General features: G+C 48.9%; 14 protein-coding genes and 1 tRNA gene. All 15 read left to right on the top strand.

What is annotated here, in order from left to right; translation table 11 throughout:
* Positions 1 to 343, top strand: a 343-nt coding sequence (gene tuf / locus GF409_08275; protein ID MBD3427200.1) for an elongation factor Tu, incomplete at its 5' end; no start/stop codon positions are given.
* 53 nt (positions 344 to 396) lie between these two features.
* Positions 397 to 567 carry a 50S ribosomal protein L33 gene (rpmG, locus tag GF409_08270; GenBank protein MBD3427199.1) on the top strand — a complete coding sequence of 57 codons (171 nt, stop codon included), beginning with the start codon at positions 397 to 399 and terminating at the stop codon, positions 565 to 567.
* Positions 566 to 641: transfer RNA gene (locus GF409_08265), tRNA-Trp, on the top strand. Before rpmG ends, GF409_08265 begins: the two co-directional genes overlap by 2 nt.
* Positions 642 to 699: 58 nt before the next feature.
* On the top strand, positions 700 to 891 hold the full coding sequence (gene secE / locus GF409_08260) for a preprotein translocase subunit SecE (protein MBD3427198.1): 192 nt from the start codon (positions 700 to 702) through the stop codon (positions 889 to 891).
* Between the two features lie 2 nt (positions 892 to 893).
* A complete protein-coding gene (nusG, locus tag GF409_08255; protein MBD3427197.1) occupies positions 894 to 1427 on the top strand; it encodes a transcription termination/antitermination factor NusG in 534 nt (177 codons plus the stop codon).
* Between the two features lie 11 nt (positions 1428 to 1438).
* Positions 1439 to 1867: a 50S ribosomal protein L11 gene (rplK, locus tag GF409_08250; GenBank protein MBD3427196.1), complete on the top strand. Its 429-nt coding sequence runs from the start codon at positions 1439 to 1441 to the stop codon at positions 1865 to 1867.
* A gap of 22 nt (positions 1868 to 1889) precedes the next feature.
* Complete coding sequence (locus GF409_08245) at positions 1890 to 2573, top strand: 50S ribosomal protein L1 (GenBank protein MBD3427195.1); 684 nt, start codon at positions 1890 to 1892, stop codon at positions 2571 to 2573.
* A 34-nt stretch (positions 2574 to 2607) separates the two neighbouring features.
* The gene (gene rplJ / locus GF409_08240) at positions 2608 to 3150 is read left to right on the top strand and encodes a 50S ribosomal protein L10 (GenBank protein MBD3427194.1); all 543 of its coding nucleotides are present in this window, start codon (positions 2608 to 2610) and stop codon (positions 3148 to 3150) included.
* Positions 3151 to 3422: 272 nt separating this feature from the next.
* Positions 3423 to 3800 carry a 50S ribosomal protein L7/L12 gene (rplL, locus tag GF409_08235; GenBank protein MBD3427193.1) on the top strand — a complete coding sequence of 126 codons (378 nt, stop codon included), beginning with the start codon at positions 3423 to 3425 and terminating at the stop codon, positions 3798 to 3800.
* A 122-nt stretch (positions 3801 to 3922) separates the two neighbouring features.
* A complete protein-coding gene (gene rpoB, locus GF409_08230) occupies positions 3923 to 7639 on the top strand; it encodes a DNA-directed RNA polymerase subunit beta (GenBank protein MBD3427192.1) in 3717 nt (1238 codons plus the stop codon).
* Between the two features lie 4 nt (positions 7640 to 7643).
* Positions 7644 to 11699, top strand: a complete 4056-nt coding sequence (gene rpoC / locus GF409_08225) for a DNA-directed RNA polymerase subunit beta' (GenBank protein MBD3427191.1) — start codon at positions 7644 to 7646, stop codon at positions 11697 to 11699.
* A gap of 27 nt (positions 11700 to 11726) precedes the next feature.
* Entirely contained in the window at positions 11727 to 12101 is a 375-nt protein-coding gene (locus tag GF409_08220; protein MBD3427190.1) for a 30S ribosomal protein S12, read from the top strand.
* Between the two features lie 18 nt (positions 12102 to 12119).
* Positions 12120 to 12590, top strand: coding sequence for a 30S ribosomal protein S7 (gene rpsG / locus GF409_08215; protein MBD3427189.1), 471 nt, complete (start codon positions 12120 to 12122; stop codon positions 12588 to 12590).
* A 59-nt stretch (positions 12591 to 12649) separates the two neighbouring features.
* A complete protein-coding gene (gene fusA / locus GF409_08210) occupies positions 12650 to 14719 on the top strand; it encodes an elongation factor G (protein MBD3427188.1) in 2070 nt (689 codons plus the stop codon).
* 61 nt (positions 14720 to 14780) lie between these two features.
* The coding region (tuf, locus tag GF409_08205) for an elongation factor Tu (GenBank protein ID MBD3427187.1) at positions 14781 to 14903 on the top strand (123 nt) is incomplete at its 3' end.

Raw genomic sequence — 14903 nt, 5'->3', positions numbered from 1 at the left:
TATAGAGAAGAAAGATCTGGAAAGAGGTCAGGTACTGGCCGCTCCGGGATCGATCACGCCGCACAAGAAGTTCAAGGCGGAGGTATACATCCTCAGCAAGGAAGAAGGTGGACGTCACACGCCGTTCTTTAACGGATACAGGCCGCAGTTCTACATCAGGACCACGGACGTGACCGGTGTGGCGAAGCTGCCTGAAGGCACCGAGATGGTAATGCCCGGCGACAACGTGACGCTGGAAGTCGAACTTATAACGCCGGTGGCTCTTGAGAAGGAGCTGAGGTTTGCCATAAGAGAAGGCGGACATACCGTGGGTGCCGGTGTTATATCGGAGATACTTGAATAGAAGTTAGGGCGCAGCGTATAAACGCTGCGCCTTTTTATCCATACGGGGATGAAATGGCAAAGAAAAAAGGCGCAACAGAGATCATAACCCTGCAGTGCGAAACCTGCAAACGCCGAAACTACACCACGAAGAAGAATAAGAAGAACAATCCGGATCGTTTGGAGCGGAAAAAGTACTGTAGTCATGACAAGAAACATACTCTGCATAAAGAGTTGAAAAGGTAGGAGAGTAGCTCAATTGGCAGAGCACCGGTCTCCAAAACCGGGGGTTGCAGGTTCGAGGCCTGTCTCTCCTGCCATCAAGATAGATGGGTTTCGGGCAAAGGAAAAGGGAAAAAGAAAACGCGAAGGTATATCATGATAAAGTTCGGCAAATTCGTGAGTCAGGTCAAGACGGAGATGCAGAAGGTCTCATGGCCTTCAAAAGATGAACTTGTAAGCTCGACCGTTGTAGTCTTAATTTCGACGATATTGATGGCTTTGTACATAGGCGTATGCGACCTGTTCCTTTCGCGGATCATTAACGTACTGATAAGAGGGGTCTTCTGATCATGGCTATGAAATGGTATGTAGTTCATACGCTCACTGGCAAAGAAAGCGTGGTTAAGAAATCACTTGAGAACCAGCTGGAGAGCGAACCCGAAAAGAAAAAGTTCATCAAGAACGTTCTCATCCCCACCGAGAAGGTGGCGGAAGTAAGGGAAGGAGAGAAGAAGATCACCGAGAGGAAATTTTTCCCGGGGTATCTGCTCATAGAGATGGAGCTTAATGACAAGACATGGTACTTGATACAGAACACACCCGGGGTTTCCGGTTTCGTGGGCACGAAGACCAGGCCCGTCGCGCTTGAAGATGATGAAGTTGAAGAGATTCTCAAGCAGACACAGGAAGCCAAAGAAAAGCCCGTACCAAAGGTTCTGTTCGCCCAGGGAGAATCGGTGAGGGTCAAGGACGGTCCTTTCAAGAATTTCACTGGTACGATTGAGGAAACTAACCTGGAAAAAGGCAAAATAAAGGTCATGATATCGATTTTCGGCAGACCGACCCCGGTGGAGTTGGAAGCCTGGCAGATCGAGAAAATGTAGATGGAGAAAAAATGGCGAAAAAAGTAAAGACACAGATCAAGTTGTACTGCCCGGCGGGCCAGGCAAATCCCGCACCACCGGTAGGTCCGGCGCTGGGACAGCACGGAATACCCATAATGGATTTCTGCAAGCAGTTCAACGACAGGACAAAGGACAGGCAGGGGCTGGTGCTGCCGGTAGTAATAAGCCTTTATGAAGATAGAACTTTTGATTTTATTATAAAAAGCCCTCCCGCGAGCGTACTGTTGAAAAGAGCGGCCGGCATAGCCAAGGCCAGCGGCAATCCCAAAGCCGAAAAAGTAGGGAAGGTCACCATTGACCAGGTCAAGGAGATCGTCAAGGAAAAGATGGAAGACCTTAACGCTGTTGATGAAAAGGGCGCGATCGAGATCATTAAGGGATCTGCGCGAAGCATGGGCATCGAAGTCGAAGAAAAATAGAAGGTGGATATAAATGGCTAACATGACCAAAAGACAGAAAGCGATAAAGGAACTTGTCGGCGAGAAAAATGAATATGACCTTAAAGAGGCCGTATCTCTTCTTAAAAAGGCTCCGTCGACCAATTTCGACCAGACGGTGGAAGTTGCCATGAAGCTCAATCTTGAACAGACATCGGATCCCATCCGGGGGGTTGTTTCTCTGCCTCACGGCACAGGCAAAAAGACCCGTATCGCGGTCTTTTGCAAGGGGGATTTCGAGAAAGAAGCTAAAGAAGCGGGTGCTGATTTCGTCGGAGGGGACGAACTTGTTGAAAAAGTTAAGGGCGGTTGGCTCGATTTTGACGTTGCGGTAACTACCCCTGATATGATGAAAGATCTTGCCAAGCTCGGGAAGATACTTGGCCCCAGAGGGCTTATGCCCAATCCTAAAGCCGGCACCGTAACCAAAGAGATAGCCAAGGCGGTGAATGAGTTAAAAGCCGGTAAGATCGAGTACAGGATGGATAAACAGTCAGGATTAAAGGGTCCGGTGGGAAAGCTTTCTTTTGATGAGAAGGCCCTTATTGATAATATTACTTCCTTTATTAAGGCGGTGATGGGCAGTTCCCCGAAATTGCAGAAGATACAGAATGTGAAATCCATAGCTATTAGCTGTACGATGGGACCCGGTCTCAGGCTAGACAAGAACCAGTTCAGGCAGGGATGATTAATTAGCTGTTTTTCAGAAAAAAGGAAATATCATGTCGGAAAAATACGGTAAGAAGGTCAGAGAACTGATGGTAAAGGAAATGAAAGATATCATTTCCGAGAAAAAAGGGTTCGTCCTATCAAATGTAGAGAACATAAAGGCCAATGAGATTGATGTTTTCCGCAAGAAGATGAGGCAATCCGGTTCGCAGTATATCGTAATCAAGAACAAATTGGCGAACATTGCTCTGAAAGAGTCGGGAGTTGATGAGCTGGCTTCGTCCATAGCCGATAAGAAAACCCACGGTATCGGTGTTATTGAAGATGATCCGGTGGTGATAGCGAAGATCATGTCCGAGTTCTCCAAAAAGAACAAAGGATTCAACCTTGATAAGGGTTATCTGGAGGGCAGGGTTCTTTCCGCAGAGAGAGTAAAAGAACTTGCGGATCTGCCCAGCCGGGAACAGTTGCTGGCTATGATAGTGGGTACAATGAACGCACCTATCTCGGGTTTTGTGGGCGTTCTCTCCTCGGTGCTCAGGAGCGTTCTTTACGCTGTGAACGCGATAAAAGAAAAAAAGGAACAAGCGGCGTAACCTTATTTATACATGCGTGCCGGTCGATGATGCTAAGGCCGGATGGTAGATAGAAGTAAAGCAAAAGCGAAAAATGATAAATCTAAGGAGGATTTAAAATGGCTGAGGAACAGAAAAAAGAACAGGCACAGGCTGAAGAGGCTAAGGCTGAGGCTCCGGCTGAGGAGAAGACCGAGGCTGCTGCTGAGGAAAAGACCGAAACTGCTGTAGCCGAAGAAAAGAAAGAGGCTCCCGCTGAGGAAGAGAAGCCGAAGGTGGAGCTTTCTGAAAAAATGGAAGGTTTGATCAAGAGCATAGAGGACATGAGCGTTCTTGAACTTTCCGACCTGGTTAAGGCGCTTGAGGACAGGTTCGGTGTTAGCGCTGCAGCACCCGCTATGGCTGTTGCTGCAGCCCCAGGAGCGGCTGGTGCCGCCGGCGGTGCCGAAGAAGAGGAAAAGAGCGTCTTTACAGTTGTTCTTGCTGATGTAGGCGCTAAGAAGATCAACGTTATCAAGGAGATCAGGGCTCTGACGAACCTCGGTCTCAAGGAAGCGAAGGATCTTGTTGAAGCGGCCCCTAAAGAAGTCGCCGAAGGCATTCCGAAGGACGAAGCCGATAAGATGAAGAAACAGCTTGAAGAGGCTGGCGCCAAAGTAGAGTTGAAGTAACATCACTCCATGCAGTAGCTATAAGCCGTGGGCCTTATTTATCGGGGCTTATGGCTTATAGCTCTCGGTGTTTTGTCTTTAGCATACTGTTTTTAGCGAGCAAACAAGGGGATGGATACAGAATGACCGTCAAACTCAAACGGAAAAGTTATGCCAGGCTTAAGGATGTGTACGATATTCCTAACCTGATAAAGATCCAGATAGATTCGTACGACGATTTTCTCCAGCGCTACACGTCCAAGACCAAAAGGAAGAATTTCGGTCTTGAGGCACTGTTCAGGGAAGTTTTTCCTATAGTGAGCAGGGATGGGACGTACAGTCTTGAATATCTTTATTATGATATCGGACAACCCAAGTATGATTCTGAAGAATGCAAACGGCGTTCTTTGACATATGCGGCGCCGCTCAGGATGAAGTTGCGTCTTAAGCTGGAAAACGAAATAAAGGAGCAGGAGGTATACGTAGGGGAGATACCTTTGATGACCGATGTGGGTACTTATATCATCAATGGCGACGAGCGTGTAGTTGTCAGTCAGCTTCATCGTTCCCCGGGCATATCTTTTGAAGAGACCAATGCAGCCGGCGGCAAGTCCATTTTCACCGCAAGGCTTATCCCGGACAGGGGAGCATGGATCGAATTCCTTTTCGACAAGAGCGATCTCCTGCATGTGTATATAGACCGCAAGAAAAAATTTCTTGCCACGACCTTCCTGAGGATCTTCGGGCTTTCACAGGATTCCGATATACTTGAAGCCTTTGGCGGGACCGAAGATATCACATTGACTCGTCAGAAACAGACTGAGGAGCTTATTGGCAGGGTTCTTGCTGAGGATCTCGTGGATGAACAGACATCCTCCATCATAGCCCAGAAGACCGAAAGGATAACACCTTCGGTAGCTGAACGTATATGGGACAGCAAGATACGCAAGGTGAAACTGCTCCAGGATGTTCCCAAAGAGATGGTGAGCACGCTTGAGCACGACGGCACCAAGACCAAGGAAGAAGCTTATCTGGACATATACCGCAAATTAAGACCCGGCGATCCTCCAACGCTGGAGTCAGCGCAGGCTCTTCTTGATCAGATGTTCTTTGATGAGAGAAGATATAACCTTACTGATGTCGGGATCCGAATGATAAACCGAAAGTTGGGTATTGACAGGCCGTTGGACAATCATCTTCTTGACGCGAATACGCTTGTCAAATCGATCCGATATCTGCTTGAGATAAAAGGCGGGACCAAAACAGTTGACGATATTGACCATCTGGGTAACAGAAGGGTCAGATGTGTTGGTGAACAGCTCTCCAATCAGATACGCATAAGTATGGCTAGGGTAGAAAGGGTGGCCAGGGAACGCATGAGCGTATATGAAATGGAGGATGTTATGCCGCATAACCTGGTGAACACGAAGCTTATCACCAGCGTTATACATGATTTCTTCGCCAGGGGAAGGCTCTCCCAGTTCATGGACCAGACAAACCCGCTCGCCGAACTTACACATTTGAGGCGTTTAAGCGCTCTGGGGCCGGGAGGCCTCAACCGTGAGAGGGCAGGGTTCGAGGTCCGGGATGTTCACTACTCGCATTACGGAAGATTGTGTCCCATTGAAACGCCGGAAGGTCCCAACATCGGGCTGATAAATTCTTTAAGTTCTTTCTCTGGAGTTGACGAGTATGGTTTCCTCGTAACCCCATACCGTAAGGTCGAGAACGGCCGCGTGCTCGATAAGGTGGAACATCTTTCTGCGGACATCGAGGATAACTACATCATAGCGCAGGCTAACTCGCAATTGGAAAAGGACGGCAAATTCACCAATGATAAGGTGTTCAGCAGGTTTAAATCCGATTTTATACTTGCCGACGCAAAAGACGTACAGTACATGGACGTATCACCGTTGCAGCTTGTAAGCGTATGTGCAGGTCTTATTCCGTTTTTGGAACACGACGACGCTAACAGGGCCCTTATGGGTTCAAACATGCAGAGGCAGGCCGTTCCGCTGCTTTTTCCCGAGGCGCCACTTGTCGGCACAGGTCTTGAGAAAAGGACCGCAGCTGATTCAGGAGCTGTAGTGACAGCCAAAAAAGAGGGTAAGGTCACCAAGGCTGACGGTTCCGAGATAGTAGTAGGTGTCGATAAGTATCCGCTAAAGAAGTTTGAACGGACCAACGCGAGAACATGCGTGAATCAGAGGCCGCTGGTTGAGGTTGGGGATAGCGTCAAAAAGGGAGACCCCATAGCAGATGGTATTTCGACGGAGACAGGCGAGCTCGCACTGGGCAGGAATGTCCTGGTCGGTTTCATGTCATGGCGCGGATTCAATTTTGAAGATGCGATCCTTATAAACGAGAACCTCCTTAAGAATGATGCCTACACCTCGGTGCATATACATAAGTTCGAGGTCGAGGCGAGAGACACGCGTCTTGGCAATGAGGAAGTAACCTGTGATATACCTAATGTTTCCGAAGACGCTTTGAAGAATCTTGATGCCAACGGGATTATCCGGATCGGTGCGGAGGTCGGACCCGGCAGTATACTTGTTGGCAAGGTCGCGCCCAAGTCCGAAACTGAGCTTTCTCCGGAGGAAAAACTCCTTCGTGCAATTTTCGGAGAAAAGGCCGGAGACGTGAAAGACGTGTCACTTCGCGTTCCTTCGGGGGTTGACGGCATAGTGGTGGATGTCAAGGAACTTTCTAGGAAGGTGACAAAGACGCGAACGAAGGAACAGAAAAGACAGGATTCAAAAGAACGCAAGATCGTCAAAGAAGGTTACGAGAATATTCTCCAACAGCTCGAGCAGAGAAAAGCGGAAAAAGTACACAAACTGCTTCTGGGCAACAAACTCATCAGCGATCTTGAAGATATGGAGACAGGCAAGAAGCTTATCAAATCAGGAAAGAAGATCACAGAAAAAGATCTTTCAAAATTCAAGAAAGCCGATCTCGAGAATGTTTATGTCGACGGTGATGACAAGCTTCAGGAAAAGATCAACGGTATAGTCATGACCATAAACGGTCAGATAGAACAGACCATGACAGAGCGGGACAGAGAGCTTGACCGTATCAAACACGGCGATGAGCTCCCTCCAGGGGTGCTTCGCAGAATAACGGTCTTTGTCGCCAGCAAGAAAAAACTGCAGGCTGGTGACAAGATGGCCGGGCGTCACGGTAACAAAGGCGTTATAGCGAAGATCCTTACAGAGGAGGACATGCCTTATCTGCCGGACGGCACACCGCTTGATATAGTTCTTAATCCACTTGGCGTTCCGAGTCGAATGAACATCGGGCAGCTTTTGGAAACACAGCTCGGGTGGGCGGCTAAACTACTCGACATGAAGATCTCCACCCCGGTATTTGATGGAGCAAGGGAAAAAGACATAGAACAGGCCATGAAAGATGCCGGGCTTCCTGTTTCCGGAAAGATTACCCTGAGGGATGGGTACACGGGCAAGCCTTTTGACCAGGAAGTGACAGTGGGTTATATCTACATGATGAAACTTGCACATCTTGCCGATGACAAGATGCACGCCCGGTCAATAGGACCTTACTCGCTGGTCACGCAGCAGCCGCTCGGAGGTAAAGCACAGTTCGGCGGCCAGAGGTTCGGGGAGATGGAGGTCTGGGCGCTAGAGGCCTATGGAGCAGCTTATACCCTACAGGAGCTTCTCACAGTCAAGAGTGACGACGTTGTCGGCCGTACGAAGATCTACGAAACGATCGTAAAGGGCGAAAACATGCTTGAACCCAGTACTCCTGAATCATTCAATGTTTTGATCAAGGAATTGCAGAGTCTGGGGTTGGATGTACATCTTGAACAAAAAGAAGAAGTCCAAGGAGAGGTGTAAGATTATGTTGCGTAAAGTGAACAAGTTCGATAATGTGCGGATACAGATAGCCTCTCCCGATAAGATCAAAGAATGGGCAACGCGTAAAGTCGGGAACAAGGGCGTTTTGTTCGAGGTCAAAAAACCCGAAACTATTAACTACAGGACCCTCAAGCCCGAAAGGGACGGACTTTTCTGTGAAAGGATCTTCGGTCCTACAAAGGACTTCGAGTGCAACTGCGGAAAATACAAGAGAATCAAGAATAAGGGGACCAGATGCGATCGCTGCGGCGTGCTGGTCACAAAATCGAGCGTCCGTCGTGACTGGATGGCATGTATAAAACTTGCGGCTCCGGTTTCGCATATTTGGTTCTTCAAGGCCATTCCTTCGCGCATGTCCAATATGCTCGATATGAAGATGAGGGATCTTGAACGGATACTGTATTATGAGCAGTATGTCGTGATCGATCCGGGCGAGACGCCGCTGAAGCTCCAGGAGATGCTCACAGAAGAACAGTACCGTGAAGCAAAAGAAAAATATGGAAACAAATTCAAGGCGATGATGGGGGCTGAGGCTATCCGTGAGCTTTTGAATCTCATAGATCTGGAAGCTGCCTCAGCGGAACTCCAGGCGAAACTGGCTGAGAAAAAGGATCTTAACACTAAGAAGAGGATTCTTAAAAGACTCAAAGTAGTCGATACATTTCTCAAGAGCGGGAACAAGCCTGAATGGATGATCATGGACATAATACCGGTCATTCCTCCCGACCTCAGGCCGTTGGTGCCGCTTGACGGCGGCAGGTTCGCTACTAGTGACCTTAATGATCTTTACAGGAGGGTCATAAACCGCAATAACCGTTTGAAGAAGCTGCTGGAGCTAAAGGCTCCTGATGTGATCGTGAGGAACGAAAAACGCATGTTGCAAGAGGCTGTCGATGCGCTCTTTGATAATGGAAGACACGGCCGCGAAGTGCTCGGCTCCGGGGGGAGACCACTCAAATCACTGGCCGATATGCTCAAGGGTAAACAGGGTAGGTTCAGGCAGAATCTTTTGGGGAAACGTGTCGATTATTCCGGCCGAAGCGTGATAGTCATAGGCCCAGAGCTCAGGTTGAACGAATGTGGTCTGCCCAAGATCATGGCTCTTGAGCTTTTCCAGCCGTTTATTATCCGTAAGCTCAGGGAAAAAGGGTTTGTCCATACCATTAAGAGCGCGAAGAAAATGGTTCAGCAGGAGAATCCCGAAGTATGGGACATACTTGATGAGGTCATCAAGGATCATCCGGTATTACTGAACAGGGCGCCTACTTTGCACCGTCTCGGTATTCAGGCGTTTCAGCCGCGTCTTATTGAGGGCAAGGCCATAAGAATTCATCCACTTGTGTGTGCCGCGTTCAACGCCGATTTCGACGGTGACCAGATGGCGGTACATGTTCCACTTTCGATGGAAGCGCAGATGGAAGCCAGGCTTATCATGAACGCCGCCAACAACATATTCTCACCCTCCAATGGCCGGCCTATAACAACACCGTCACAGGACATAGTTCTTGGTGCATACTACATAACCAAGTCCAAGTCCGGGTCAAAAGGAGAGGGTATAGAGTTTGCCGATAAGGGCGAGGTCATCATGGCTTACCAGAATGACATGGTGGACAAGTTAGCTCCGGTCAAGGTTCGTATAGACGGCGAGATCATCGAGACCACCGTCGGCAGGGTCATCTTTAATGATATGCTGCCGGAAGGTATGCCTTTCTACAATAAGCCGATGAATAAGAAAATGGTCAGCCAGGTTATTTCTGACTGTTATAATCTAAAAGGGCATGCCGCGACGGTTAAGCTTCTTGATTCGCTCAAGAAGCTCGGGTTTGAGGAGTCGACCCTTTCAGGGGCGTCCATGGCCGTATCGGATATCGTTATACCGGCGGAGAAACGGACCAAGCTGGACAAGGCTCAGGAACAGGTCGAAAAGATCCAGAGCCAGTACCAGAGAGGGTTTATCACCGACGGTGAAAGATATAATAAAATAATCGACATATGGACGCATGTTACCGAAGACGTCTCGAACCTTGTTTTCCGCAACCTCGATAGTTTCAACCCCGTCTTCATGATGGCTGATTCCGGTGCAAGAGGTTCCAGGCAGCAGATAAGGCAGCTCGCCGGGATGAGGGGACTTATGGCCAAACCGTCAGGTGAGATCATAGAGACCCCGATCACCGCGAACTTCCGGGAAGGTCTTACCGTGCTTGAATACTTTATTTCAAGTCACGGTGCGCGTAAGGGGCTTGCCGATACAGCTCTTAAGACAGCTGATTCTGGCTATCTTACACGAAGGCTCGTGGATGTTGCACAGGATGTCATAATCAGGGAAATCGATTGCGGAACTCTTGGGGGTATCACCGCAACCGCCATCATTGAAGGGGATGAGGTCGTTGTATCCCTCGCTGAAAGGATCGTCGGCAGGGTCGCGCTAGATAATATCGTTGACATCATAACAGATAACCTGATAGTAAAGGCCGGTGAGATCATTACCGAAGAACATGCAAAGGAGATCGAAAAATCCGGCATAGAAAAGATCCGCATAAGGAGCGTTCTCACATGTGAGTCGGAGCAAGGGGTTTGCGCAAAGTGCTATGGGCGCAATCTCGCCACAGGCAAGCTGGTCGAGATCGGTGAAGCCGTCGGTGTTATAGCCGCGCAGTCCATCGGGGAACCCGGCACTCAGCTTACGATGAGAACATTCCATATAGGCGGTACGGCCAGCAGGATCATTGAGCAGTCCTTTTTCGAGAGTAAAGAGGACGGTTTTATTAAGTACCATAACCTGAGGGTCGTTGAAAGTCGTCAGAAAGGCGTGTACGTCGTTCTCAACCGGAACGGTCAGATAAGCATTAACGAGCCGGACGGCAGAGAGATAGAAAGGCAGACGATACCTCAGGGGTCGAATATCTTCTTTGCCGATGGTGACAAGATAAAAAAAGGCCAGAAGTTCGCCGAGTGGGATCCATATATCGTGCCTATCCTCGCTGAGATCGGCGGGAAGGTGCAGTACGAAGACATCAAAAAAGATGTCACGATGAAGATAGAAAGAGATGCGGCTACCGGTGCCAGGAACAAGGTCATCATCGATCAGAAAGGGGACTATCATCCGCAGATACTCCTGATCAACGAGAAGAACGAGGTTGAAGCGATATACCCCTTACCGGTCGGCGCGCATATCACGGTCAAGGACAAACAGGATATAATGGCCGGCGACGTTCTCGCCAAGACGCACCGCGTGATATCCAAGACAAAGGATATTACCGGAGGCCTGCCGCGTGTTGCTGAACTCTTCGAAGCAAGAAAACCAAAGGATCCGTCAATAATCAGCGAAATAGACGGTATCGTGGAGTTCGGGGAGACCAAAAAGGGGCAGAAGAGGATAGTTATCGAGAGTGAGACCGGCATGAGGAAAGAATATGTCATTCCTCACGGCAAACACCTTAACGTTTACCGCGGAGACCATGTCAACGCGGGTGAACAGCTGGTCGACGGTCCGGTGGTCCCGCAGGACATACTGCGTGTTTCTGGGGAGAAGGCGCTGCAAGAGTATCTCCTTAACGAGGTCCAGGAGGTCTACCGTCTACAGGGCGTGCAGATCAACGACAAGCATATCGAGGTAATAATCCGGCAGATGCTGAAAAACGTTAAGATCACTGATTCGGGTGACACCGAGTTCCTCCAAGGCGATAAAGTGGACAAGTCCACCTTCAAAAGAGAGAACGCGAAGGTGCTTAAACAGAAGAAGAAGCCCGCTGCCGCTGAGCCCGTTTTGCAGGGTATAACCAAGGCTTCGCTCACCACCGAAAGCTTTATCTCTGCGGCCAGTTTCCAAGAGACCACCAGGGTGCTCACGGATGCGGCATCTACCGGAAAGATGGATTCGCTGAACGGGTTGAAAGAGAATATCATCATGGGCCATCTCATACCGGCGGGCACAGGGTTCATGAACCACCGGAACATAGATCTGGATAGAGAGCTACTGAAACCTGAACCGGAAGAAGAGAAGGAAGAAGGTGAGACTCTTGAAGAAGAAGAGTCTTGATTTTAACAAAAAAGGAAAAGGACAGATATGCCGACAATAAATCAGCTGATAAGAAAAGGCAGGAAAGTCATCAAGGAGAAAAGTAATTCTCCTGCATTGCAGGGATGCCCCCAGCGTAGGGGGGTCTGCCTGCAGGTAAGGACAAGAACGCCCAAGAAACCTAACTCGGCGCTCCGTAAGATAGCCAGGGTAAGGCTTACCAACAAGATGGAGGTGACCGCCTATATCCCTGGTGAAGGACACAATCTCCAGGAACACTCTATAGTTACCATCCGCGGTGGCAGGGTAAAGGACCTTCCCGGGGTCAGGTACCATATAATCCGAGGAACGCTGGACGCTTCGGGCGTCGAATCACGCAGACGCGGTAGATCCAAGTACGGGGCAAAAAAACCGAAACAGTAAATAAAAGAGGATAGTGATATGAGAAGAAGAAGAGCCGAAAGAAGAGAAGCAAGACCGGATCCCAAGTATCACAGCAAGCTGTTGGGCAAGTTCATCAACATGGTGATGGAGCGCGGTAAAAAGTCCATTGCGGAAAAGATCGTTTATGGTGCGCTGGATGTGATCAAGGAAAAGATCGCAGATAAGGATCCTCTTGAAGTGTTCACACAGTCTATAGAGAACGGTCGGCCCTTGCTTGAAGTCAAATCAAGGAGGATAGGCGGCGCGACATATCAGGTGCCTATAGAGGTAAAGACCGATCGGGGCCAGTTCATGGCCATGAGGTGGATACGGGATTTTGCCAGGAACCAGAAAGGCCGGCCAATGAAAGACAAACTGGCGGATGAGATTCTCGCCACTTACAATAAAGAAGGCTCTACGATTAAAAAACGTGAAGACACGCATAAGATGGCCGAAGCCAACAAAGCGTTCGCCCATTATAAATGGTAATTCGCTGAATGAAACAGATCGTTGAAAAGAAGCATATATATGCCGGGAATAACAGAAACATGGATAACATAAATAATATCAGGAACATAGGGATAATCGCCCATATAGACGCGGGAAAGACCACTACAACTGAACGCATTTTGTACCATACGGGCAAGATCTACAAGATGGGTGAAGTGCATGAAGGTACCGCCGTAATGGACTGGATGGAGCAGGAGCAGGAACGGGGCATAACCATCACTAGCGCGGTGACAAGCTGTGCCTGGAAAGACAAGATGATCAATATCATTGATACGCCCGGGCATGTTGATTTCACTATAGAAGTGGAGCGATCTCTGAAGGTTCTTGACGGCACTCTTGTTGTTTTCTGCGCCGTTGGTGGTGTACAGCCTCAGACCGAGACAGTGTGGCGACAGGCCGATCACTATGAGGTGCCGAAGATCGCTTTCATCAACAAGATGGACCGAGTGGGAGCCGATTTTTATAAGGTGATGCTCGATATGCACAAGAAACTAGGTGCGAACGCGCAGCCTATACAGATACCCATAGGCAAAGAGGATAATTTCAGGGGAATAATCGACCTTATAACCTGCAAAGCTTACATTTTCGGGGAAGAGGGCGACATGGGAGAGGTGACAGAACAAGATATACCGGAGGACATGAAAGATATTTCCAGTCACTGGAGGCATAATCTTATAGAGAAACTGGGTGAAGTTGATGATGAGGTCCAGGAGATGTATCTGATGGACAAGGGGATATATCCTGACCAACTCGTGAAATTTATAAGGCGAGTGACCAATAAGAACCTTTTCGTCCCAGTCATGGTCGGCTCTGCGCTCAAAAATAAAGGCGTTAAATACGTTCTGGACGCTATATGCGATTACCTTCCATCTCCGCTTGACGTTAAGCCCCCCAGGGCCACCTCACTTAAGAATATGGAAGACTACGAGATCAAGCCCGATGAGAAAGAGCCGCTTTGCGCGTATGCCTATAAAGTGATGACAGATCCCTATGTGGGCACCCTGACATTCACGCGTATTTATTCGGGCAAATTGGAGTCTGGCACATATGTATATAATTCAACCGTCGGGAAAAAGGAAAGAATAGGGCAGATATTGAAGATACACGCCGATCAGCGGGAGATGACCCAGACCGCCGGACCCGGTCAGATCGTGGGTCTCGTTGGGCTGAAGAACACTTCAACGGCGCACACTCTCTGCAGTGAGGGACAGCAGTTGACGCTTGAGAGGATCGACTATCCTGAACCGGTCATATCCATGGCGATAGAACCGGAGACAAAAGCGGACCAGGACAAGCTGAGCGAGGCGCTGAAAAAGGTAGAGAACGAGGACCCGTCCTTCAAGGTGGCATACAACGAGGAGACGGGACAGACCCTTATAAGCGGCATGGGCGAACTTCATCTGGAGATAATCATAGACAGGCTCAAAAGAGAGTTCAGGGTTGGCGCGAATATAGGTAATCCCCAAGTTGCCTACCGTGAGACCATAACCAGGCCCGTTGAGGCTACGGGGAAGTTCATTCAGCAAAGCGGAGGCCGAGGTCAGTACGGACATGTGGAACTCAGGGTGGAACCCGCCGAGCCCGGATCCGGCATAATCTTTGAGGAAGAGATCAAGGGAGGCGCAGTTCCCAAGGAATATTTCAAGGCCGTTCAGCAAGGTGTAATGGGCGCTTCAAAAACAGGGACCCTGGCGGGATATCCGGTCACTGATATCAAAGTGACACTTTACGACGGAAGTTATCATGAAGTTGACTCATCGGAGATGGCCTTCAGCAACGCAGGGTCACTGGGTTTGAGGAACGGTCTTTCCAAGGCTAAACCGGTTCTTCTAGAGCCGATCATGAAACTTGAGGTTACGACACCTGATGAGTACCTTGGTGATGTGATAGGCGATATGAACATGAGAAGGATCAAGGTTGAGAACATAGAACAAAAGGGAACGACCAAGATCATTCAGGGAGCTGCTCCACTGGCGCAAATGTTCGGTTATGCAACGGCTTTAAGAAGCTTGACACAAGGCAGGGCAACGTATACAATGGAGCCTTCTTTCTATAAAGAAGTGCCTAAAGATATAATGGAGAAGATAACCGGGACAACTTCAAGTTGAGTGAAGAAATACTAAGTTTAAATTAAATTATATTATTTACAAGTAATTTAAGGAGGGAATGATGGCCAAGGAAAAATTTGAACGAACAAAACCGCATTTGAACATCGGCACGATAGGTCACGTTGATCACGGGAAGACTACCCTTACGGCGGCGATAACGATGTATCTGGCGAACAAGGGGCAG

The sequence above is a fragment of the Candidatus Omnitrophota bacterium genome, from assembly GCA_014728045.1.
Taxonomy (GTDB): domain Bacteria; phylum Omnitrophota; class Gorgyraeia; order Tantalellales; family Tantalellaceae; genus WJMH01.
This window is presented reverse-complemented; position numbering and strand designations above follow the sequence as displayed.